Genomic DNA, 22,389 nt, shown 5'->3' with positions numbered 1-22,389 from the left:
ATATGAAAAAACTGACATTGATATTGAGCTGCGTCCTGCTGTTTGCAGGGTTCGCGCAAGCCGCTGAAAAACCAGTGATCCGCATCGGCGCACGGGTGTTCACCGAACAGACCCTGCTCGCCGAAATCACTTCCCAATACTTGCGCACCAAAGGTTACGACACCCGCGTGACCGGCGGCCTGGGCAGCAACCTGGCGCGCAGTGCCCAGGAAAGCGGGCAACTGGACCTGATCTGGGAATACACCGGCGTGTCGCTGGTGGCCTACAACCATGTGGACGAGAAGCTCGACAGCGCACAGTCCTACGCTCGGGTAAAAGAACTCGACGCGAAAAAAGGCCTGGTCTGGCTGTCTCCGTCGAAATTCAGCAACACCTACGCGCTGGCTTTGCCTGAGAACGTGGCCCAGGAATTCCCGCAGATCAACACGATCAGCGATCTGACCCAGGCCTTGGCGGAAAAAACCAAGGGCACACGCCTGGTGGCCCTGGACACCGAATTCGCCAACCGTTCCGACGGCATGGGCGGCATGGTCAAGCTGTACGACATGAACCTGACCCGCAAAAACACCCGGCAGATGGACGCCGGCCTGGTCTACACCGCGCTGCGTAACGGCCAGGTGTTTGCCGGCTTGGTGTACACCACCGACGGTCGCCTGAATGCCTTCAAATTGAAGCTGCTCGAAGACGACAAGCATTACTTCCCGGACTACACCGCCGCGCCGGTGGTGCGTCAGGTGTATCTGGACGCTCATCCGCAACTGGCCGCCGATCTGAAGCCACTGTCCGCATTGTTCGACGATACAACCATGCGCCAGTTGAACGCGCGGGTCGACGTCGACCATGAAAGCCCGTCCGCTGTTGCCGCCGACTTCCTGCGCCAACACCCCATCAACTAAAAGGAGAAGACATGGAATTTTTAAACGCCTTTTCCCATCTTGATTGGGCCCAAGTCCTGCACCTGACCTGGCAGCACATCACCCTGGTCGGTATCGCCGTGATCCTCGCGATTGTCGTCGGCGTGCCCCTCGGCGTGCTGATGACCCGTTTCCCGAGCCTGGCCGGCCCGCTGCAAGCCAGCGCCACCGTGCTGCTCACCGTGCCGTCCATCGCCCTGTTCGGCCTGCTGCTGCCGTTCTACTCCAAATTCGGCCAGGGCCTGGGGCCGATGCCGGCGATCACCGCCGTGTTCCTCTACTCCCTGCTGCCGATCATGCGTAACACCTACCTGGCCCTGACCGGCGTGGAACCGGGCATCCGCGAAGCCGCCAAAGGCATCGGCATGACCTTCGGCCAGCGCCTGCGCATGGTCGAACTGCCCATCGCCGTGCCGGTGATCCTCGCCGGGGTGCGCACCGCCGTGGTGATGAACATCGGCGTGATGACCATCGCCGCCACCATCGGCGCCGGCGGCCTGGGTGTACTTATTCTGGCTTCCATCAGCCGCAGCGACATGTCGATGCTGATCGTCGGCGCCGTACTGGTCAGTCTCCTGGCCATCTTCGCCGACCTGCTTCTGCAATGGCTGCAACGCTCGCTGACTCCAAAAGGACTGCTCAAATGATCGAACTTCAACACCTGACCAAGACTTTTCAAAGCAACGGCAAAACTGTCTCCGCCGTGAACGACGTAAGCCTGACCGTCAATGAAGGCGAGATTTGCGTATTCCTGGGGCCTTCGGGCTGCGGCAAGAGCACCACGCTGAAAATGATCAACCGCCTGATCAAGCCCACCTCGGGCAAGATCCTGATCAACGGCGAAGACACCACCGACCTGGACGAAGTGACCCTGCGGCGCAACATCGGCTACGTGATCCAGCAGATCGGCCTGTTCCCGAACATGACCATCGAGGAAAACATCGTGGTCGTGCCCAAGCTGCTGGGCTGGGACAAGCAGAAATGCCACGACCGCGCCCGCGAGTTGATGAGCATGATCAAGCTGGAACCCAAGCAGTACCTGCACCGCTATCCGCGCGAACTGTCCGGTGGCCAACAACAGCGCATCGGCGTGATCCGTGCGCTGGCGGCGGATGCGCCGTTGCTGCTGATGGATGAGCCGTTCGGCGCGGTCGACCCGATCAACCGCGAAATGATCCAGAACGAATTTTTCGAGATGCAGCGCGCGCTGAACAAGACCGTGATCATGGTCAGCCACGACATCGACGAAGCCATCAAGCTGGGTGACAAGATCGCCATTTTCCGCGCCGGCAAGCTGCTGCAGATCGACCACCCGGACACCCTGCTGGCGCACCCGGTGGACGAGTTCGTCAGCAACTTCGTCGGCCAGGACAGCACCCTCAAGCGTCTGCTGCTGGTAAAAGCCGAAGATGCAGCGGACAACGCCCCGTCGGTCAGCCCGGAAACCCCGGTGGCCGACGCCCTGGAGCTGATGGACGAACTCGACCGCCGCTATGTGGTGGTTACCTGCGCCGAGAACAAGGCGCTGGGTTATGTGCGACGTCGCGACCTGCACCGTCAGACCGGCACCTGCGGTCAATACCTGCTCGAGTTCAACGCCACGGCGGCGTATGACGAGCACTTGCGCATCCTGTTGTCGCGCATGTACGAGTTCAACCGCTCGTGGTTGCCGGTGATGGATGCCGAGCGAGTGTTTTTGGGCGAAGTGACCCAGGAATCGATTGCCGAGTACCTGAGCTCCGGCAAGTCGCGTGGCGGCAAGACCAGTATCGTTTCGCCTGCCGAGACCGCCCTGGCCTGACCTGACACAACACGCTTAAAACTGTGGGAGGGGGCTTGCCCCCGATCGCGGGGTATCAGTCACTATATTCATGACTGACACACTGCCATCGGGGGCAAGCCCCCTCCCACATTTGGCCTGTGGTGTGTCAGGGAAATCCCCCTAATTATCCGCCTGCGGGGAACATCAATCCGTCACACCTGTCGGTTACATAAGTAGCTGCACGCGGTCCCGCGACGAACGCGTGCAAAAACGCGACATTTTTAGTTGATCTCAAGCCCCTCACGTCCTAAAGTTCGCGCCGAACGTCCATGCTGGAAACGATCCATCCGGCTCAAGTACTGACGACGAGACAGCAAGGCCAAGGGAAGCGGTTGATCCCATGGCCTTTTTGCTTTCGGCGACATGCCTTGGGAAGTAGGCGAACCAAAGTGGGGATACGGAGGACGTTCATTTGCACCCATTGATTAATACAGTTTGCCCTTAGGAGTCCCCAAGCATGTCGATCAACGTCGAAGATTATTTCGCGCGCGCCACTTTTGACAAAATGAAGGCGTTCGCCGACAAGCAAGAAACCCCGTTCGTGGTGATCGACACCGCGATGATCAGCCAGGCCTACGATGACCTGCGCGCCGGTTTCGAATTCGCCAAAATCTATTACGCGGTCAAGGCCAACCCGGCCGTCGAGATCATCGACCTGTTGAAAGACAAGGGCTCGAGCTTCGACATCGCCTCGATCTACGAGCTCGACAAAGTGATGGACCGCGGCGTCAGCGCCGACCGTATCAGCTACGGCAACACCATCAAGAAGTCCAAGGACATCCGCTACTTCTATGATAAGGGCGTGCGTCTGTTCTCCACCGACTCCGAAGCCGACCTGCGCAACATTGCCAAGGCCGCACCGGGCTCGAAAATCTATGTGCGTATCCTCACCGAAGGCTCGACCACGGCTGACTGGCCTTTGTCGCGTAAATTCGGCTGCCAGACCGACATGGCCATGGACCTGCTGATCCTGGCGCGTGACCTGGGCCTGGTGCCGTATGGCCTCTCGTTCCACGTCGGCTCGCAACAGCGCGACATCAGTGTGTGGGACGCGGCGATCGCCAAGGTCAAAGTGATCTTCGAGCGCCTGAAGGAAGAAGACGGCATCCACCTCAAGCTGATCAACATGGGCGGCGGCTTCCCGGCCAACTACATCACCCGCACCAACAGCCTGGAAACCTACGCTGAAGAAATCATCCGTTTCCTCAAGGAAGATTTCGGCGACGACCTGCCGGAAATCATCCTGGAGCCGGGCCGTTCGTTGATCGCCAACGCCGGCATCCTGGTCAGCGAAGTGGTACTGGTTGCACGTAAATCGCGTACCGCCGTCGAGCGTTGGGTGTACACCGACGTGGGCAAGTTCTCCGGCCTGATCGAAACCATGGACGAAGCGATTAAGTTCCCGATCTGGACCGAGAAGAAAGGCGAGATGGAAGAAGTGGTGATCGCCGGTCCTACCTGCGACAGCGCCGACATCATGTACGAAAACTACAAATACGGCCTGCCGTTGAACCTGGCAATCGGTGATCGGATGTACTGGTTGTCGACCGGTGCGTACACCACCAGCTACAGCGCGGTTGAATTCAATGGCTTTCCACCGTTGAAGTCGTACTACGTGTAAGACGGCCCTAAAACAAAAAACCCATGACCTGTCATGGGTTTTTTATAGCTCAGAAACAGGTCAGAGCACGTTGCTCATAGGCATCGGCCATCGCCCGAATCCGCGGATCATTCGCTGCCGCCAGCGCCTTGTGCGCCACCCGCAAAAACTTCAAATTGCCGCCTGCCAGCGCCTTGCGCAGCCACGCCAGCGCCGCCTCGATCTGGCCGCTGTCGGCCAGCACCGCCGCATAACTGAACTGCCCACGGAAATCCCCGGCTTCGGCCGAACGTCGATACCACGCCACGGCAGCGTCCAGATCCCTCGGGCAAAACCGGCCCTCTTCCAGATAGCGCCCCAACAGGTTCATCGACTTCGCGTGGCCCTGCTCCGCCGCCTGGCGATAACACCTCAGCGCGTGTGCTTGATCCTCTGCGACGCCGCGACCGGTGGCCAGCAGGTTGGCGTAGTTGTACTGCCCCCAATCCAACCCGGCTTCGGCCGCAAGCTGATATTCCCGCGCCGCCGCTGCTTCGTCGGCGGTGCAACCCCAGCCATGCTCCCGGCAACGCCCCAACATATTGCGCGCCATCAGGTGCCCGCCCTGCGCCGCGATCTGGAACCAGCGCAGTGCCAGCGCTTCATCGCGCTCGATGCCGCGCCCTTCCAAGAGGATCTGCCCGAGCAAGGCCTGGGCATCGACCACGCCCTCCTTGGCCGCGATCAGGATCGCCTGGGCGGCGCGCACCGGTGAGTCGTCGAGCATGCGCTGCAACTGTTCGACGTTGAGCACTTCTTCACGGCGCAATAAAAACCCCATGCTCAGACCTCGACCCAGCGACGCAACAGGTTGTGGTAAGTGCCGGTGAGCTGGATCAACGCCGGGTGGTCGGGGACATCCGCGCTCAGTTGCTGGATCGCGCCGTCCATCTCGAACAGCAAGGTGCGCTGGCTGTCTTCGCGCACCAGGCTTTGGGTCCAGAAAAACGAGGCGTAGCGCGCGCCACGGGTCACGGCGTTGACTTTGTGCAGGCTGGAACCGGGGTAGAGCACCATGTCGCCGGCGGGCAGTTTGACCCGTTGCAGGCCGAAGGTGTCCTGGATCTCCAGTTCACCGCCGTCGTATTCCTCCGGGTCGCTGAAGAACAGCGTGGACGACAGGTCGGTGCGCACCCGCTCATGGCTGCCCTTGGGCTGGCGCACGGCATTGTCGATGTGGAAGTCGAAACTGCCCCCGGCGGTGTAGCAGTTAAGCAGCGGTGGGAAGACTTTGTGCGGTAACGCCGCCGACATGAACAGCGGGTTTTGCCACAACCGCTCAAGCATCGCCGCGCCGATTTCCTTGGCCAGCGGGTGGCCTTCGGGCAATTGCAGGTTGTGCTTGGCCTTGGCGGACTGGTACCCGGCGGTGATTTTACCGTCGGCCCAGTCGGCGGCTTCCAGCGCTTGGCGGATGCGCTGCACTTCCTCACGAGAGAACAGGCCGGGAATATGCAGCAACATGGTCAATACCTGAGAGAGGAAAGACGTTAATGGTATTGATTCTTATCCACTCTGTAAAACACATAGACGAGCGAGATCGTAAAAACCGTAAGGGGGAAGTGTAAAGAATGTAAATTCAGTACGAATAGCAATGAATCGCAATTGATACAAAGTCTTGTTCAATCTATATTCCGCGGCCTCACATCCTTGGGGAAAGGACACGTCATGTCGCGCACTTGCTTAAAAACACCTGCCAGTTCACCACGCTTGCTGGCTTCGGCCATCGGCGTTGCTCTCGGCGCCAGCTCCGTCGCCCATCTGGCGCAAGCGGCCGAAGACACCGAACAGAAAGGCCAGCGCAACAGCATCTCCCTGGGCGCCACCAGCATCACCGGGGAAGAACAGGACGCCACCTCCTATCAGGTCGAGAAAGCCTCTTCGCAAAAATACACCGCGCCGCTGGTGGACACGCCGCGCTCGGTCACCGTGGTGCCGCAGCAAGTGCTCAAGGACACCGCTGCCACCTCGCTGCAGGATGCCTTGCGCACCGTGCCCGGCATTACCTTTGGCGCCGGTGAAGGCGGCAACCCCCAGGGCGACCGCCCGTTCATCCGCGGTTTTGACGCCCAGGGCGACACCTACCTGGACGGCGTGCGCGATACCGGCGGCCAGAGCCGTGAGATCTTCGACATTGAATCGATCGAAGTCAGCAAAGGCCCGAACTCCTCGTTCGGCGGGCGTGGCTCGGCCGGTGGCAGCCTCAACCTGGTGAGCAAGACGCCCCAGGCGCGGGACTTCACCAACGGCGGCTTCACCTACGGTTCCGACCAGACCCGCCGCTACGTGCTCGACGTCAACCGCCAATTCCTCGACGACAGCGCCGCGTTCCGCCTGAACCTGATGAGCCACGAGCAGAACGTGGCTGGCCGCGACGCGGTGAACTACGACCGCTGGGGCGTGGCGCCGTCGCTGACCTTCGGCCTGGGCACGCCGACCCGCGTCAACGTCAGCTACTACCACATGGAAAGCGACGACCTGCCGGACTCGGGGATTCCCTACGGCTACGGCTCCGCGACCGCCACCGCCCACAGGCATGACAAACCCAACGACGGCGGCGACAGCAATAACTTCTACGGCCTCAAGAGCCGCGACTTCCGCAAGACCCGCGCCGATATCAGCACGGTGTCCGTCGAACATGACCTGAACGACAACATGACGCTGAAAAACACCCTGCGCCATGGCAACACCGGCCAGGACTATATCCTCACGCAGCCGGACGACAGCAAACTCAACGTCAACAAGTTCGGCACCGTCTGGCGCCGCGCCAACAGCCGCGTGTCGACCACCGAGACCACCACCAACCAGACCGACCTGTTCGGCAGTTTCCAGGCGCTGGGCTTCAAGAACACCTACTCCACCGGCCTCGAATTCACCGGCGAAGAAACCCGTGTCAGCAGCTACACCATCAGCCCCAACGCCAACCCGATCTGCACCGTGGCCAAAGGCAGCCTGGGCGGCCAATGCACCTCGCTGAGCAACCCGAACCCGGACGACGCCTGGACCGGCAGCATCGCGCGCAACTACAACGGCACCAACACCAAAGCCACCAGCCGCGGCGCCTACGTGTTCGACACCATCGAACTGGACCCGAAATGGCTGCTGAACGTCGGCCTGCGCTACGACACCTTCGACACCGTGGCCAACACCAACGCCACCGCCGGGCGCACCAAGATCAAGGAAGACAGCCAATTCTTCAACTGGCAGGGCGGCCTGGTCTGGAAACCGGTGGAGAACGCCAGCATCTATGCGTCCTACGCCACCTCGGCGACCCCAGCCGGTGGCCTGGTGGGTGAAGGCTCCGACGGCAACCCCCTGTCCGCCGGCGCCGCCACCAGCGACCTGCAACCGGAAGAAACCGTCAACTACGAGCTGGGCACCAAGTGGGATCTGTTCCACAACCGCCTTTCGCTGACGGCTGCGGTATTCCGCACCGAGAAGAAGAACACCCGCATTCTGGTCGATGCCCTGACCTACCAGAACGCCGGCGAATCCCAAGTCGACGGCATCGAACTCTCGGCCAGCGGCAAACTCACGGATCAATGGCAAGTGTTCGCCGGCTACAGCTACCTCGACAGCGAGCTGGTCAAAGCCGGGCGCAACGGGCGCAACGGGGTGGTCAGCGCCGGTTCCAACGAGGGCAACCAAATGCCCAATACGCCGAAGAATTCCTTCAGCCTGTGGACCACCTACGACATCACGTCGAAACTGACCATCGGCGGCGGTGCGTTCTATGTCGACGAGGTCTACGGCGATGTTGGCAACACCGTGTATGTACCCTCCTACACCCGCTACGACGCCATGGCCAGCTACAAGCTGACCAAGAACGTCGACCTGCAACTGAACGTGCAGAACCTGACCGACAAGACCTACTACGACAAGGCCTTCTCGACCCACTTCGCCAACCAGGCGGCGGGGCGCACCGCACTGTTGACCACCAGCTTCCACTTCTAAGCGGTCAACCAGAAGCCAAAGCCCCACGCATCGGATGCGTGGGGCTTTTGCGTGCTAAACAACAAAGTTTCTCGACAACCCACGGCATAATGCGCGCCGTGCTACAGATACCCAGATGAGCGAGGCGGTCCGACGTGTTGAAGAAAACCCTGTTCCAGTTGCACTGGTTCTTCGGCATCACTGCCGGGCTGGTGCTGGCCTTGATGGGGATCACCGGGGCGGCGGTGTCGTTCCAGGATGAACTATTGCGCGCGCTCAACCCCAGCGTACTGAGCGTGGAAAAACGCGAGGCCGGGGTACTGCCGCCCGCCGAGCTGGTGCGCAAGCTCGAAGCCAGCGAAGGCAAAACCGTGTCGATGCTGTGGGTGGAAACCGACAGCGGCAGCGCCGCGCGCGTGTTCTTCACCCCACCGCCGGGCGAACGGCGCGGCCAGATGCGTTACTTCGATCCCTACACCGGCAACTACATGGGCGACGCCGTCGGCCAGGACGTGTTCGGGTTTATCCTGCAACTGCACCGCTTCCTCGCGATGGGCGACACCGGTCGGCAAATCACCGGGGCCTGCACGCTGATCCTGCTGTTCTTCTGTCTCTCCGGCTTGTACCTGCGCTGGCCGCGCCAGGTGGCGAGCTGGCGCGCGTGGCTGACCCTGGACTGGCGCAAAAAGGGCCGCAGTTTCAATTGGGACCTGCACTCGGTGTTCGGCACCTGGTGCCTGCTGTTCTATCTGTTGGCGGCGCTGACCGGCTTGTCCTGGTCCTACGAATGGTACAACCAGGGTCTGAACAAGCTGCTGTCCGACGCCCCGCAGAATGAACGGATGCGCAAACGCGGCCCGCCGCCGCAAGGCCCGGCGCCGGAGGCCAACTACGAGGCAATCTGGAGCAGCATCTACAGCAGCGCCGGCCCAGGCTTGAGCGCCTACAACATCCGCATGCCGGCGGTCGCCGGGCAGCCGGCCACGGTGTTTTACCTGCTGAAAGATTCGCCCCACGACCGCGCGCTGAACCAGATCAACCTGGACCCTGCGACCGGCACGGTGAAATCCCACGACCGCTACGCCAGCAAAAGCCTCAAGGCTCAATTGCTGACCAGCATTTATGCACTGCACACCGGCAGTTACTTCGGCCTGGTGGGGCGGATCATCCTCACCGTCAGCTCGCTGTGCATGCCGCTGTTCTTCATCACCGGCTGGCTGCTGTACCTCGACCGTCGCCGTAAAAAGCGCCAGGTACGCGATGCCCGCAATAGCCTCGGTGCCAACCACAGCCATGCACCGGCCTGGCTGATCGGCTTTGCCAGCCAGAGCGGTTTTGCCGAACAACTGGCCTGGCAGACCGCCGGGCAATTGCAGGCTGCCGGCTTGCCGGTGAACGTGCAGCCGCTGGGCAGCGTCAGCCAGGACCAACTGCGCCAGTCAGAAAACGCGCTGTTCGTGGTCAGCACCTTCGGCGACGGTGAAGCCCCCGACAGCGCCCGTGGCTTCGAGCGCAGCGTGCTCGGCCAGGACCTGTCCCTCAAGGGCTTGAACTACTCGGTACTGGCCCTCGGCGATCGCCAGTACACGCACTTCTGCGGCTTTGCCCGGCGTCTGCATTTCTGGCTGACCAACCAGGGCGGCAACCCGTTGTTCGCCCCCGTGGAAGTCGACAGCGGCGACACCCGCGCCCTGCAGCACTGGCAACAACAACTGGGCCAACTCACCGGGCATGCGCCGACAGCAGCGTGGCCGAGTACACAGTATGAAAACTGCAGCTTGAACCAGCGCACCCTGCTCAATCCTGGCAGTGCCGGTTCGGCGGTCTACATGCTGGAACTGTCCGTGCCATCGGCACAAAGCTGGATCGCTGGCGACCTGGTGGAAATCCTGCCGCGCAACGGCACCGGGGCCATTACGCAGTTCCTCGAGGGCCTGGGCCTGGCCAGCCGCGAGAGCGTGCTGATCGACGGCCTGGCCCACACCCTCGACCAGGCCCTGGCCACCCGCCAACTGCCGGACAACCGCGCCCATCTGGTGGGCCTGCATGCCCAGGCGCTGGTGAGCGCGCTGGCGCCCCTGGGCATGCGCGAATACTCCATCGCCTCGATTCCCAGCGACGGCGTGCTGGAGTTGATCGTGCGCCAGGAACGTCATCCAGACGGCACACTCGGCCTGGGCTCGGGCTGGCTGACCGAACACGCGGCCCTCGGTTCGAGCATCACCCTGCGCTTGCGCCGCAACAGTGCTTTCCACCTGCCGGACGCACCTGCGCCGTTGATCCTGCTGGGCAACGGCACTGGCCTGGCCGGTTTGCGCAGCTTGCTCAAGGCGCGCATTGCCGATGGCCAGCAGCGCAATTGGCTGCTGTTCGGCGAACGCACAATCGCCCACGACTACCTGTGCCAGGACGAACTGCAAGGCTGGTTGGCCAGCGGTGACCTGGCGCTGCTGGACCTGGCGTTTTCCCGCGACCAGGAGGAAAAGATCTACGTACAGGATCGCCTGCGCGAATCGGCGGACGTGTTGCGGCGATGGCTGGCGGACGGCGCGGCGATCTACGTGTGTGGCAGTTTGCAGGGGATGGCTGCGGGGGTGGATCAGGCGTTGATTGATATCCTAGGCCGTGAAGCGGTGGAGCGCTTGATCGAACAGGGCCGCTATCGCCGGGATGTCTACTGAGATCCTGCAAACACTGAAGAACCCATGTGGGAGGGGGCAAGCCCCCTCCCACAGTTTTTGACTGTATTCCAAGTCAGTTTTTGACTGCACTCCAATCAGTTTTTTACTGCACCCTCAATCAGACCGGTTGCAGCTTTTGCTCGAACACTGAAACCCCATCCAGATCACGCAGCATCACCGTCAACTCCGCCGTCTGCCCATCGATCTGCACTTCGCCAAAAAACTGGAACCCGGCAAACGGCGAGGTGTTCTGCGCCGGCGGTGCTTTCTCGAACACCACCTGCGGGCCAAAGGTTTTATCCAGCGGATTAGGCCCGAAGCTCCCCGCATTCAGCGGCCCTGCGACAAACTCCCAGAACGGCTCGAAGTCCTGGAACGCCGCCCGATCCGGGTGGTAGTGATGCGCCGCGCAGTAATGCACATCCGCCGTCAACCACACATGGTTGCGCACCTGCTGCGCGCGCAGAAACCCGAGCAGCTCGGCGATTTCCAATTCGCGGCCCTGGGCCGGGCCGGGGTCGTTGTTGGCGATCGCTTCCCAGCGCGGCACGCCTGGGCTGACTTCGCCGTCGGGCACGCCGAGGCCGATGGGCATGTCGGCGGCGATCACCTTCCATCGGGCCTGGGAGGCCTTGAGTTCGCGCTTGAGCCAGTCCAGTTGCTCTCGGCCGAGGAACGGTTTTGCGCCGCCCAGGTTGTCATCGTTGGGCCCGCGATAGCTGCGCATGTCGAGCACGAACACATCCAGCAGCGGGCCGTAACTGAGCTTGCGATAGATCCGCCCGCCGCCGTCGGCGCTTTGCCGACGCATGGGTGAATATTCCAGCCAGGCCTGACGCGCATGGCCGACCAGGGTGTTGATGTCCCGGGTCTGGTAACGCTCATCGAGCTGCTTGCTCGGCGACCAGTTGTTCACCACCTCGTGGTCGTCCCACTGCCAGATCTGCGGCACTTCGGCGTTGAAGCGCCGCACGTTTTCATCCAGCAGGTTGTAGCGGTAATTGCCGCGATACTCATCGAGGGTTTCAGCGACTTTGCTCTTGGCCTCGGTGGTGATGTTGCGCCAGATGCGCCCGCCTTCGGTGGTCAGTTGCGCCGGCACCGGGCCGTCAGCGTAGATGGTGTCGCCGCTGTGGATAAAAAAGTCCGGCAGGCGCAGACGCATGGCTTCGTAGATGCGCATGCCGCCGATGTCCGGGTTGATGCCGAAACCTTGGCCGACGGTGTCGCCGCTCCACACAAAACGAATGTCACGACGCTGTTGCGGCACGCTGCGCAGGTGGCCGAACCAGGGCTCGCTGGCGACGCCGGTCTGGGCATCTTCGAACTGCACGCGGTAGAAAATCGCCTGGTCGGCGGGCAGCCCGGTGAGTTCGACGCGGGCGGTAAAGTCGCTGCGGTTGTCGGCCAGCGGCGAGACGAATCGACGGGGGTTGCTGAACACACTGCGGGTGTCCCACTCCACCACCATCCGCGCCGGGCGGTCGCTGCGGCTCCAGATCATTGCGCGGTCGCCGAGCAGGTCGCCGGACTGCACGCCATCGGTGAGTTGCGGCCGGTCCTTGACCGACGCGATCACCGCCGGCGCCAGCCCCGGCAGCAACAGACCGGCGCCGACGGCTTGCATCACGCGGCGGCGGCTGAGATCGAAGTGGCTCATACAAGTGCCCTCTTGAGTATCAAAAGGGAAATTTGAACACGCGGGGATGAAGCCGATATGACACCGCCTTCAAGGCCTCACAAATCTAAATGTGTGAGGGGGCTTACCCCCGATGGCGGTGGATCAGTCAATTCATGGGTGACTGACACATCGCCATCGGGGGCAAGCCCCCTCCGACATTTTCAACAGTGTCAGGCCTTGACTGCGGTGACCGCCAGTTCCACCGCTTCCGGGCGTTTGATCAGCGCGTACACCAGCCCCGTCAACACGCTACCGGCGACTATCGCCAGCAAGTACAGCAGCGCATGGTTCATCGCATTCGGAATGATCAGCACAAACAAGCCGCCATGGGGCGCCGCCAGTTTGCAGCCGAAGTACATCGACAGCGCACCGGTCAACGCGCCGCCGGCGATGCTGGCCGGGATCACCCGCAGCGGGTCCTTGGCGGCAAACGGAATCGCGCCTTCGGAGATAAAGCACAGGCCCAGAATCATCGCGGCCTTGCCGGCCTCGCGTTCGGTCTGGGCAAACTTGCGCCGGGCCAGGAAGGTCGCGATGCCCATCCCAATCGGCGGCACCATACCGGCCGCCATGGTGGCGGCCATCGGCGCACCGCTGGACGCCGCCAGCAAGCCGACGGAGAACGCATACGCGGCCTTGTTGATCGGCCCGCCCAGGTCAACGCACATCATGCCGCCGAGCAGGATGCCAAGCAGCACGGCATTGGTGGTGCCCATCGTGCTGAGGAAGTCGGTCAGGCCGGTGAGCAGCCGCGCCACCGGCGGGCCCACCAGATAGATCATCGCCAGGCCCGTGAACAGGCTCGCCAGCAATGGGATGATCAGGATCGGCTTGAGCGGCTCCAGGCTTTGCGGCAGGCGCACCGCGCGGGTGATCAGCTTGACGCAGTAACCGGCAAGGAAACCGGCAACAATCCCGCCGATAAAGCCCGCGCCCAACGTACCGGCCAACAACCCGCCGATCATGCCGGGCGCCAGGCCAGGGCGGTCGGCAATCGAGTAGGCGATATAGCCAGCGAGCAGCGGCACCATCAGCATGAAGGCCTGGTCACCGACGGTTTTCAGCGCCGCCGCCAGGGTGCCTTTTTCTTCAAAGGCATGGATGCCGAACACGAACGACAAGGCGATCAACAAACCGCCCGCCACCACCATCGGCAACATGAACGACACGCCGGTCAACAGGTGTTTGTAGACCCCGGTTTTTTCCGACTTGGCCACCGCCCCGCTCGCCGCGCTTTCCACGACGCCTTCGGCCAGGGCCTTGTTGAGAGTCGCTTCGGCTTGCTTGAGGGCAATGCCGGTGCCGCAGCGGTAGATCTTCTTGCCGGCGAAGCGCTCGGTGGCGACTTCGATATCCGCCGCCAGCAACACCACGTCGGCCTCGGCAATCGCTTGCGGGCTCAACGGTGTGCGTGCGCCGACCGAACCCTGGGTTTCCACCTGCAAGTCATAGCCCAGGCGCTTGGCGGTCTGCTGCAACGCTTCGGCGGCCATGAAGGTGTGGGCTACGCCAGTCGGGCAGGCGGTAATCGCGACAATCCGCGGGGCCTGTTTCGTTGCCGCCGGGGCTTGGCTGGCGACATACACCTGGGCCTCTTCGGCGCCACGGCGCAACACGGCCTCGACGTCCTGCAAGGCCTGGGCCGGGGTGCTCTGGAACACGCGCTTGCCGACAAACCGCTGCATCTCCACCGGCGTGCTGCTGACCAGCAACACCCACTCGGCGGCATCGAGCGTGGCCTGGGACAGCTGGCGTTCCGGGTGCTGCACGTCCACCACTTCGACGCTGGTGCTCCAGCCCTGGCGCTGCGCGGCGGCGTCAAGCAAACGGGCACAGAGCACACTGGTGACCATGCCGTTCGGGCAGGCGGTAACAATGGCTAAATTCATCACAAACCCTCTTATTGTTCTGTCAGCGGGCGCACATGGACGCCGCTTTCGAGACGCGCCAACTGCGCGTCATCGCTGATGCCAAAACCGATCTGCGTGACGGCCATCGCGGCAATTGCCGTGGCGCGGCGCAAGGTCGTTTCGGGCACATCGAAACCGAGCAAACCGTGGAGCATCCCGGCCAGCAGCGAATCACCTGCGCCGACGGTGCTGGCGACGCTGACCTTCGGCGGCGTGGCGTGCAGCGCCGTGCCGGGGCTGAACCAGTTCACGCCGTCGGCACCGTGGGAAATCACCACATGCTCGATGCCCTCGGCATGCAAACGCTCGGCGGCCTGGGCCTGTTGGTCGACGGAGTCCGTCGGGCAATCCAGGGCCTCGGCGAGTTCTTCGGTATTGGGCTTGATCAACCACGGGCTGGCCTTCAACCCGGCGCGCAGGGCTTCGCCGCTGGTGTCCAGGGCGACCTTCAAGCCGAGGTTTTTCAGTTGTTCCAATAAGCCTTGGAACCACAGCGGGCTGACGCCGCGCGGCAAACTACCGGCGACCACCACCGCATCGTGCCCCGGGGCAATCAACGTGAGTTGATTGAGCAACGCTTGCTGTGCCTGCTCGCTGACCTGCGGCCCCGGCGCATTGATGTCGGTGACGCGGCCACCCTGTTCGGCAATCTTGATATTGCTACGGGTCTCGCCGGGCACGCGGATGAACGCATCGACAAACCCACGGCGAGCGATCAGCGCCTCAAAGGCCTGGGGGTTGTCCGCGCCGAGAAAACCGCCGACGGTGACGTGATGACCGAGGTCAGCCAGCACTTGGGCGACATTCACGCCCTTGCCGGCGGCGTGGGTCAGCATCGCCTCGCTACGATTGACTTCACCGGGTTCCAGGCGCGCCAGGCGTACCGTGAGGTCCAACGCCGGGTTCAGCGTCAGGGTCAAAATCCTTGCCATCTACACGGCCTCCACAAGGGCTCGCACTTCGGCGGGCGAACCCACCGCGAGTGCTTGTTGGGCCAGGCTCTGGGCCTCGCTCAGACTGAATTCACGCACCCGCGCCTTCACCTCGGGAATGCTGCGGGCCGACACGCTCAACTCATCCACGCCGAGGCCGATCAGCACCGGCACCGCCAGCGGGTCGGCGGCCAGCTCACCGCACACGCCGACCCATTTACCATGGGCATGGGCGGCGCGCACGGTGATGTCGATCAGTTGCAACACCGCCGGGTGCAGGCCATCGGCCTGGGCCGACAGCGTCGGGTGGCCACGGTCGATGGCCAGGGTGTACTGGGTCAGGTCGTTGGTGCCGACGCTGAAGAAATCGACTTCCTTGGCCAGCACCGGCGCGAGCAATGCGGCGGACGGCACTTCGATCATGATCCCCAGTTGCAGGTCGGCCACCGGGATTTCCAGGCGCAAGCGCTCCGTCATGTCCCGTGCCGCGCGCCACTCATCGACGCTGCCGACCATGGGGAACATGATGCGCAGCGCCCGGTTATCCGCCGAGCGCAGCAGCGCGCGCAACTGCGCTTCCATGATCTGCGGGCGTTGCAGCGTGAGGCGAATGCCGCGCACACCGAGGAAGGGGTTTTCTTCCTTGGCGATCGGCCAATACGGCAGCGGTTTGTCGCCGCCCACATCCAGGGTGCGGACCACCAACGGGCGACCGCCGAGGCCGTCGAGTACGCGGCGGTATTCGGCTTCCTGGGTCGCTTCGTCCGGCGCCTGGGGGTGGGCCATGAAAATCAGTTCGGTGCGCAGCAGGCCAATGCCTTCGGCGCCCTGCTCCACCGCGCTCGCCACGCCGGCGCTTTCGCCGATATTGGCGAACACTTCCACGGCGTGACCATCGCGGGTCAGGGCCGGCTGATGGCGCTGCGCCGAGGCGGCTTGCAGGCGTTGTTCACGGGTGTCGCGTTCGACGGTAGCGCGTTGCAGGGTCGCGGCGTCGGCGTCGACATGCAGGCGGCCACGCTGGCCGTCGAGCAACAACGGCGTACCGGCGGCCAGCAGCAACACGGCCGGGCCGGCGCCCACCAACGCGGGAATGCCCAGGGCGCGGGCGACGATGGCGCTGTGGGCCGTGGCGCCGCCACGGGCGGTGAGAATGCCAGCGACGCGAGCCGGGTCGAGGCGTGCGACATCCGACGGGCCGACTTCGTCCATCACCAAAATGTAGGGTTCGCTCGGTTCCTGGGCGGTTTCAACACCGCACAACTGCGCCAGCACGCGGCGACCGATGTCGCGCAGGTCGGCGGCGCGCTCGGCGAGCAGGGCGTCCTGCAACGACTCCTGCTGTTTGGCGGCGGCTTCGATCACGCTCATCCAGGCGGCTTCGGCGCTTTCACCCTGTTTGAGGCGGGTGTCGACGTCGTCGGTCAGTTCCGGGTCGTCGAGCATCTCTTGGTGGGTGATGAAAATCTCGCGGATCGCCTTGGCCTGGCTGCGTTCGATCAAGCCCTGGATATCGCGGCGCACGTCCGCCAGTGAGGCGTGCAGGCGCTGGCGTTCGATGCTCGAGGACTCGCCCCGCAGCGGATAGTCAAACGGTTGCAGCACCTGGATATGCGCCGGGCCGATGGCGATGCCGGGGGCGGCGGCGATGGCCTGGATCTGGCTGCCGGCCAGCGGCGCGCTGAGCGCCGGTTCGAGGTCCACGACGACGGCTTGCGCACTCGTGGCAGGCAGCGGCTCGACCTCTTCGCCGAGCCCCTCTTGCACCGCCGCCAATAACGCGAGCAGCGCATCGCCGGCAATCGCCGGCTCCGCGACAAACTCCAACACCTGGCCACGCCGGGCGCCGAGGCTGAGCAGCTTGCTCAGGCTTTTCACCGACACGGCGCCCACTGCGCCATCGACGATGCGCACGCGAATATCGCCGTCAAAACTCTTCGCCAGTTGCGCGAGGATCTTCGCCGGCCGTGCGTGCAGGCCGTGGGCGTTGGCCAGGGCGATGCGTGCGCTGGGCCAGTCGGGCGGCAACTCGCCGCCCAACACTTCAAGCACCGCGCGGCTGCTGGTGGCGCGGCCGAGTTCCTGGCCACGCCCTTCAATCAACAACGCACACAGGCGTTCGAGCAAGGTCTGGTGCGCTTCGCCGAGGCTGGCCAGGCAGAACAGGCCGTTGAGCGGCTGGCCGAGGTAACGCATGGGTTTGTCCGGGGTGACAAACGCCAGCCCCGGGCGCTTGACGGTCTGCTCGCTGTGCAACCACCACAGGCCATCGCCCAGGGGCAGCGCATCGACCTGCTGCAACACGGCGGCAAAACCATTGCTCACACAATCGGCCTGGCGCAGCAGGCGGGCGCCGCGCCACACCAGTTCTTCAAAGTCATCGGCGGACACACCGAGCCCAATCATTTGCGCGTCCAGCGCCAATTCCTGCGGCGCGCCCTGCAGCAGTTTCAGCAACGCTTCGGCGGAAGCGGCGCGGCGCAGCGCCTGGCCCAGGTCGGTTTCACCGAGGGCGCGGGTCAGCAGTTGCAGCAGGCGCAGGTGCTCATCGGATTTGGCGGCAATACCGATCGCCAGGTAGACGATCTGGCCATCGCCCCAGTCCACCCCTTCGGGGAACTGCAGCAGGCGCACGCCGGTGGAAAACACCTGGTCGCGGGTTTCGGGCGTGCCGTGGGGGATCGCAATACCTTGGCCGAGAAAGGTCGAGCCTTGGGCTTCACGGCCTTGCAAGCCGCTGAGATAACCCTCTGCGACCAGGCCGCCGGCCACCAGTTTGTCAGCGAGCAGGTGCAAGGCAGCAGATTTATCCACAGCCGTCTGGCCCATGGATATCTGCTCTATGGTGAGCTCAAGCATGCCGTTCTCCTAGTTAGTGCGGCGGGCGCACTAGGTATTGTTTTGAATAAATCAGTCTAAAGTCGTTCACGCATAAACTGACTGAGCAGTCGCTTGGCAGTAATCACTCAGTGGCGAACATCGCAAAAATACGCTTGCTGAAACGTTTAATCTAGAATGCATGGCAGATTACGCGTTAATTGCGCATCCTTGAAGACCCTCTCGGCACCTGAGCTGAGACATTGGTCGTCTGCAGTAATCGGTTACGATTGGACAAACTGTCGGGGCAAGCTCTAAAAAACAAGGAAATCCCGGTTTGAAACTCAGTGATATCGCCCGTCTCGCCGGTGTGTCCGTGACCACCGCCAGCTATGTCATCAATGGCAAAGCCGAACAGCAACGCATCAGCAGCGCAACCGTCGAGCGTGTGCGTGCGGTGGTCCAAGCCCATGGCTTCACCCCCAACCCTCAGGCTGCCGGGCTGCGCAGTCGGCATACGCGCACCTTGGGTTTCATCCTGCCGGACCTGGAAAACCCCAGTTACGCACGGATTGCCAAGTTGTTGGAACAGGGCGCGCGCGCGCGCGGCTATCAATTGCTGATCGCCAGCTCCGACGACGACGCCAATAGCGAGCGCCAGTTGCTGCAACTGTTCCGCGCCCGACGCTGCGACGCGCTGTTCGTTGCCAGTTGCCTGCCGGCCAGCGATGACAGTTATCGCGAGCTGCAAGCCAAGGGTTTGCCGGTCATCGCCATCGACCGCGAGATGGACCCCGCGCAATTCTGCTCGGTGGTCAGCGACGACCGCCAGGCCTGCCAGCAACTGACCAGCAGCCTGCTGCAACCGTTGCCCAAGCAGATCGCGCTGATCGGTGCGCGGCCCGAGCTGAGCATCAGCCAAGCGCGCGCCGCCGGTTTCCGTGAAGCGCTGCAAGGGTTTGGCGGTGAAGTGATCGTTGAACACGGCGAAGCGTTCAGCCGCGACTGCGGCCGGCAACTGATGGAGCAATTGCTGCAGCGCCTGGGGCATTTGCCTGACGCACTGGTGACCACGTCCTACGTGCTGCTGCAAGGCGTGTTCGACGCACTGCACGACTTCCCGCTCAAGTCGCGGCCGCTGCGCCTGGGCACGTTCGGCGATACCCAGTTGCTGGATTTCCTGCCGCTGCCGGTCAATGCGATGGCCCAGCAACATCAACTGATCGCCGACACCGCGCTGCGCCTGGCCCTCGCCGCAATTGAAGAACAGCAGTATCAACCCGGCGTAAACGCCATCGGCCGAACCTTCAAGCAGCGTATTCACGAGGTGTGAGCGTGGAGCTGATCGACACCCACACCCACCTGGACTTCCCGGACTTCGACAATGATCGCCGGCAAGTCCTCGCGCACAGCCGCCAACTCGGCGTGCAGCGCATGGTGGTGTTGGGGGTGTATCAGCAAAATTGGCAACGGCTGTGGGATCTGGTGCAAGACGATGAAGGCTTGTTCGCAGCTTTCGGCCTGCACCCGGTGTACCTCGACGAGCATCGCCCCGCCGACCTGACGGCCCTGGGCGACTGGCTGACCCGCCTGCGGGGCCACCGGCAATTGTGCGCGGTGGGCGAGATCGGCCTGGATTACTTCCTCGAACACCTCGACCGCGAACGCCAGCAGCAACTGTTCGAAGCCCAACTCAAGCTGGCCGTGGATTTCCAACTGCCGGCCCTGCTGCATGTGCGCCGCAGCCATGCCGCCGTGATCGCCACCCTCAAGCGCATCCGCCTGCCACGGGGCGGCATCATCCATGCCTTCGCCGGCAGCCGCGAAGAAGCGCGTGAGTACATCAAGCTGGGTTTCAAGTTGGGCCTGGGTGGCGCCGCTACCTGGCCGCAAGCGCTGCGCATGCACAAAGTACTCGCGCAATTGCCTCTGGAGGCCGTGGTGCTGGAAACCGATGCGCCGGACATGGCGCCCGTCATGCACCCCGGCCAGCGCAACAGCCCGGAACACCTGCCCGAGATCTGCGCCGCGCTGGCCGAGCACATGGGCCTGAGCCCGTTATCGCTGGCGCAGGCGAGTACACGCAACGCGTGCGAGCTGTTCAATTGGTAGCGGGCTGACGGCCTGCAGGTCCAGGGTCATGCGTTGCCGATGGCGGGCATAGCGCAACACCAGGAAATGGATCAGCACCGCCACCAGCGAAAGGTTGAGCTGCTCGATCATACTGAGCAAACCCACCCACTCTGCCACCAGTGCCACCAGCAAGGTCGCGCAGGTCAGGATGATCATGCTCGGGCGCACCAGCGCCCACTGGTCCAGGGCGCGAAATTGACGCTGCTGTTTGCGACACCGCAACTGCAGGCCCGACTGGCAATACGCGCACTCGAACGGTTCGTCGATGGCAATCGCGTTCAACTGCCAAGGCTTGAGTTCAAACGTCATGTCGCATCGGGCGCAGTGCCCTCTGATACCGAATGCAGCGATCATCGCCGTGCCTCCTTGGGACTGTGACCAGATGAAACAAATTTTCACCCATTCACGCCGCGAGAAAAGATACGTCGCAAAATAAAGACAAACGCTACGACAATAGAGGAAAAATCCTACTAATCAGCCCTACACCCGAAACGCGCCGATCAGTTGCTTCAGCTCGATCACCTGCTGCGACAACTGCCGGCTGGCCGCTTCGGTCTGGTGCGCGCCGTCGGCCGCATGTTCGCCGGCGCGGTTGATTTCGACGATGTTGCGGTCGATATCGTGGGCGACAGCGGTTTGCTGCTCCACGGCGGCGGCAATCTGCTGGTTCTGATCCACGATCATGCCGACGGCGCCGAGAATATTTTCCAGGGCCTGCTGGACCTTTTCCGACTGGCCCACCGTGCCTTCAGCCATGGCATGGCTGGTGCCCATGGCCTTGACCGCCGCGCCCACACCGCTGTGCAGTCGACTGATCATCTGCTCGATCTCTTCGGTGGAGTGCTGGGTGCGCCGGGCCAACGTGCGCACTTCATCGGCCACCACCGCAAACCCCCGGCCCTGCTCCCCGGCGCGGGCTGCTTCGATCGCAGCGTTGAGCGCCAGCAGGTTGGTTTGCTCGGCGATGCTCTTGATCACTTCCAGCACACTGCTGATGGATTGGCTGTCGGTGGCCAGTTGATTGATCACGCGTACCGACTCGTCGATCTCCGACGCCAACCGCGCAATGCTGCCTTGCTGGGACTGTACCAGGCCACGGCCGCTGACGGTTTCATCGTTGACGCTATGGGCGCTGCTGACCGCCGCCGCCGCGCTGCGTGCGACTTCCTGGGCGGTGGAGGACATCTGGTTCATGGCCGTCGCCACCTGTTCGATCTGGCTGCGCTGCCCGGATACCGCCTGGTTGCTTCGGGCCGAGACTGCCTCGACCTGGCCGGCCTGCAATTCGACCTGGCTGACAGTGTGCCCGACGCGCTCGATCAGGTCGTGGATCTTGGCCACGGTGCCATTGAACACTTGGCCCAGGTCGCCCAACTCGTCGCGGCTTTGGGCGACAAACGTGACCGTCATATCGCCCGCCGCCACCTTGTCCATCATCGCCCCCAGGCGCCGCAACGTCGTGCGCGTCGAGGCATAGAAACCGGCGTACAGATAAAAAATCAGCAAAAACACCGCCGCCAGGGCCGACACCAGCATCAGCATGTGCGTGCGGTTTTGCGTCAGCCGTTGTTCCAACTGCTGTCCGAGAAAACCCAGGGTGGCCTCATTGAGCTGGTAGGTCTGGGCCATCAACTGACTCACGTCTTCGTAGAAGCGCTGCCACGGTGCGTCGAGGGTCTCGGCCATCACCACCTGCTCTTCAAACAGTTCACTGCCTTGTTTGAGGCTCGCGTTGCTGGCCTTGGCCAGGCTGTCGAGCGCCGCGTGGGCAGGTTTGCTGGAACCCAGGGCGTCCTGCAGCTTCAAGCCGTATTCGGCCTGGAGTTTTTCCAACTGCTGCAACAGCTCGTCGAAACGCGTGCTGGAGGACGAGTTGAGAAAACCCTGGCCGAGGGAGTACGCGCCCATTGCGCGCCCTTCGCCCAAG

16 protein-coding genes and 1 pseudogene are annotated in these 22,389 nt (G+C 62.9%); 8 read left to right on the top strand and 9 right to left on the bottom strand.

Translation table 11 applies throughout. From position 1 onward, the window contains the following. The first annotated feature begins 2 nt into the window (after positions 1-2). From J2Y83_RS03685 to J2Y83_RS03670, 4 genes are all read left to right on the top strand, one after another. Positions 3-896, top strand: coding sequence for a glycine betaine ABC transporter substrate-binding protein (locus tag J2Y83_RS03685; protein WP_253393377.1), 894 nt, complete (start codon positions 3-5; stop codon positions 894-896). An 11-nt stretch (positions 897-907) separates the two neighbouring features. Further along, on the top strand, positions 908-1,561 hold the full coding sequence (locus J2Y83_RS03680) for an ABC transporter permease (protein WP_017845447.1): 654 nt from the start codon (positions 908-910) through the stop codon (positions 1,559-1,561). Beyond that, positions 1,558-2,715 carry an osmoprotectant ABC transporter ATP-binding protein OsmV gene (locus tag J2Y83_RS03675; RefSeq protein WP_247395525.1) on the top strand — a complete coding sequence of 386 codons (1,158 nt, stop codon included), beginning with the start codon at positions 1,558-1,560 and terminating at the stop codon, positions 2,713-2,715. The genes J2Y83_RS03680 and J2Y83_RS03675 overlap by 4 nt, the downstream gene beginning before the upstream one ends. Before the next feature lie 478 nt (positions 2,716-3,193). Further along, entirely contained in the window at positions 3,194-4,357 is a 1,164-nt protein-coding gene (locus J2Y83_RS03670) for a type III PLP-dependent enzyme (RefSeq protein WP_253393376.1), read from the top strand. A gap of 49 nt (positions 4,358-4,406) precedes the next feature. Here the strand turns inward: J2Y83_RS03670 and J2Y83_RS03665 are convergent, their stop codons facing one another. Both J2Y83_RS03665 and J2Y83_RS03660 read right to left on the bottom strand, forming a co-directional pair. Beyond that, complete coding sequence (locus tag J2Y83_RS03665; RefSeq protein ID WP_253393375.1) at positions 4,407-5,156, bottom strand: tetratricopeptide repeat protein; 750 nt, start codon at positions 5,154-5,156, stop codon at positions 4,407-4,409. Positions 5,157-5,158: 2 nt separating this feature from the next. Next, positions 5,159-5,839 (bottom strand): Fe2+-dependent dioxygenase, encoded by a 681-nt coding sequence (locus tag J2Y83_RS03660; protein ID WP_247395531.1) that lies wholly within the window; start codon positions 5,837-5,839, stop codon positions 5,159-5,161. Positions 5,840-6,043: 204 nt separating this feature from the next. Between J2Y83_RS03660 and J2Y83_RS03655 the strand changes: the two genes are divergently transcribed. Together J2Y83_RS03655 and J2Y83_RS03650 are read left to right on the top strand one after the other, a co-directional pair. Next, positions 6,044-8,329 (top strand): TonB-dependent receptor, encoded by a 2,286-nt coding sequence (locus J2Y83_RS03655; protein WP_253393374.1) that lies wholly within the window; start codon positions 6,044-6,046, stop codon positions 8,327-8,329. Between the two features lie 134 nt (positions 8,330-8,463). After that, entirely contained in the window at positions 8,464-10,989 is a 2,526-nt protein-coding gene (locus J2Y83_RS03650; RefSeq protein ID WP_253393373.1) for a PepSY domain-containing protein, read from the top strand. 118 nt (positions 10,990-11,107) lie between these two features. Here the strand turns inward: J2Y83_RS03650 and J2Y83_RS03645 are convergent, their stop codons facing one another. The 4 genes from J2Y83_RS03645 to ptsP all read right to left on the bottom strand — a co-directional run bounded on the left by J2Y83_RS03645 (position 11,108) and on the right by ptsP (position 18,371). Continuing rightward, entirely contained in the window at positions 11,108-12,649 is a 1,542-nt protein-coding gene (locus tag J2Y83_RS03645; protein ID WP_253393372.1) for an alkaline phosphatase D family protein, read from the bottom strand. Between the two features lie 191 nt (positions 12,650-12,840). Then, positions 12,841-14,559 carry a PTS fructose-like transporter subunit IIB gene (locus J2Y83_RS03640; protein ID WP_253393371.1) on the bottom strand — a complete coding sequence of 573 codons (1,719 nt, stop codon included), beginning with the start codon at positions 14,557-14,559 and terminating at the stop codon, positions 12,841-12,843. Positions 14,560-14,570: 11 nt separating this feature from the next. Beyond that, on the bottom strand, positions 14,571-15,512 hold the full coding sequence (gene pfkB / locus J2Y83_RS03635) for a 1-phosphofructokinase (RefSeq protein WP_253393370.1): 942 nt from the start codon (positions 15,510-15,512) through the stop codon (positions 14,571-14,573). Further along, on the bottom strand, positions 15,513-18,371 hold the full coding sequence (gene ptsP / locus J2Y83_RS03630) for a phosphoenolpyruvate--protein phosphotransferase (protein ID WP_253393369.1): 2,859 nt from the start codon (positions 18,369-18,371) through the stop codon (positions 15,513-15,515). 295 nt (positions 18,372-18,666) lie between these two features. On the opposite strand from ptsP, the gene cra reads away from it, so the two are divergent. After that, positions 18,667-19,662, top strand: a complete 996-nt coding sequence (gene cra / locus J2Y83_RS03625) for a catabolite repressor/activator (RefSeq protein WP_253393368.1) — start codon at positions 18,667-18,669, stop codon at positions 19,660-19,662. A 2-nt stretch (positions 19,663-19,664) separates the two neighbouring features. After that, positions 19,665-20,441 (top strand): TatD family hydrolase, encoded by a 777-nt coding sequence (locus J2Y83_RS03620; RefSeq protein ID WP_253393367.1) that lies wholly within the window; start codon positions 19,665-19,667, stop codon positions 20,439-20,441. Here the strand turns inward: J2Y83_RS03620 and J2Y83_RS03615 are convergent. The 3 genes and pseudogenes from J2Y83_RS03615 to J2Y83_RS29760 all read right to left on the bottom strand — a co-directional run. After that, positions 20,388-20,816: a hypothetical protein gene (locus tag J2Y83_RS03615; RefSeq protein WP_253393366.1), complete on the bottom strand. Its 429-nt coding sequence runs from the start codon at positions 20,814-20,816 to the stop codon at positions 20,388-20,390. The two genes, J2Y83_RS03620 and J2Y83_RS03615, sit on opposite strands and share 54 nt — an antisense overlap. 126 nt (positions 20,817-20,942) lie before the next feature. Next, positions 20,943-21,647, bottom strand: a complete 705-nt coding sequence (locus J2Y83_RS29765; RefSeq protein ID WP_425262669.1) for a methyl-accepting chemotaxis protein — start codon at positions 21,645-21,647, stop codon at positions 20,943-20,945. Positions 21,648-21,800: 153 nt separating this feature from the next. Continuing rightward, positions 21,801-21,998, bottom strand: a pseudogene (locus J2Y83_RS29760) (HAMP domain-containing protein); the annotation flags it as partial. Positions 21,999-22,389: the final 391 nt, after the last annotated feature.

Source organism: Pseudomonas marginalis, assembly GCF_024169655.1.
GTDB lineage: Bacteria > Pseudomonadota > Gammaproteobacteria > Pseudomonadales > Pseudomonadaceae > Aquipseudomonas > Aquipseudomonas paraveronii.
Note: the sequence above shows the minus strand (reverse complement) of the source record. Positions and strands in the feature narration are given on the sequence as shown.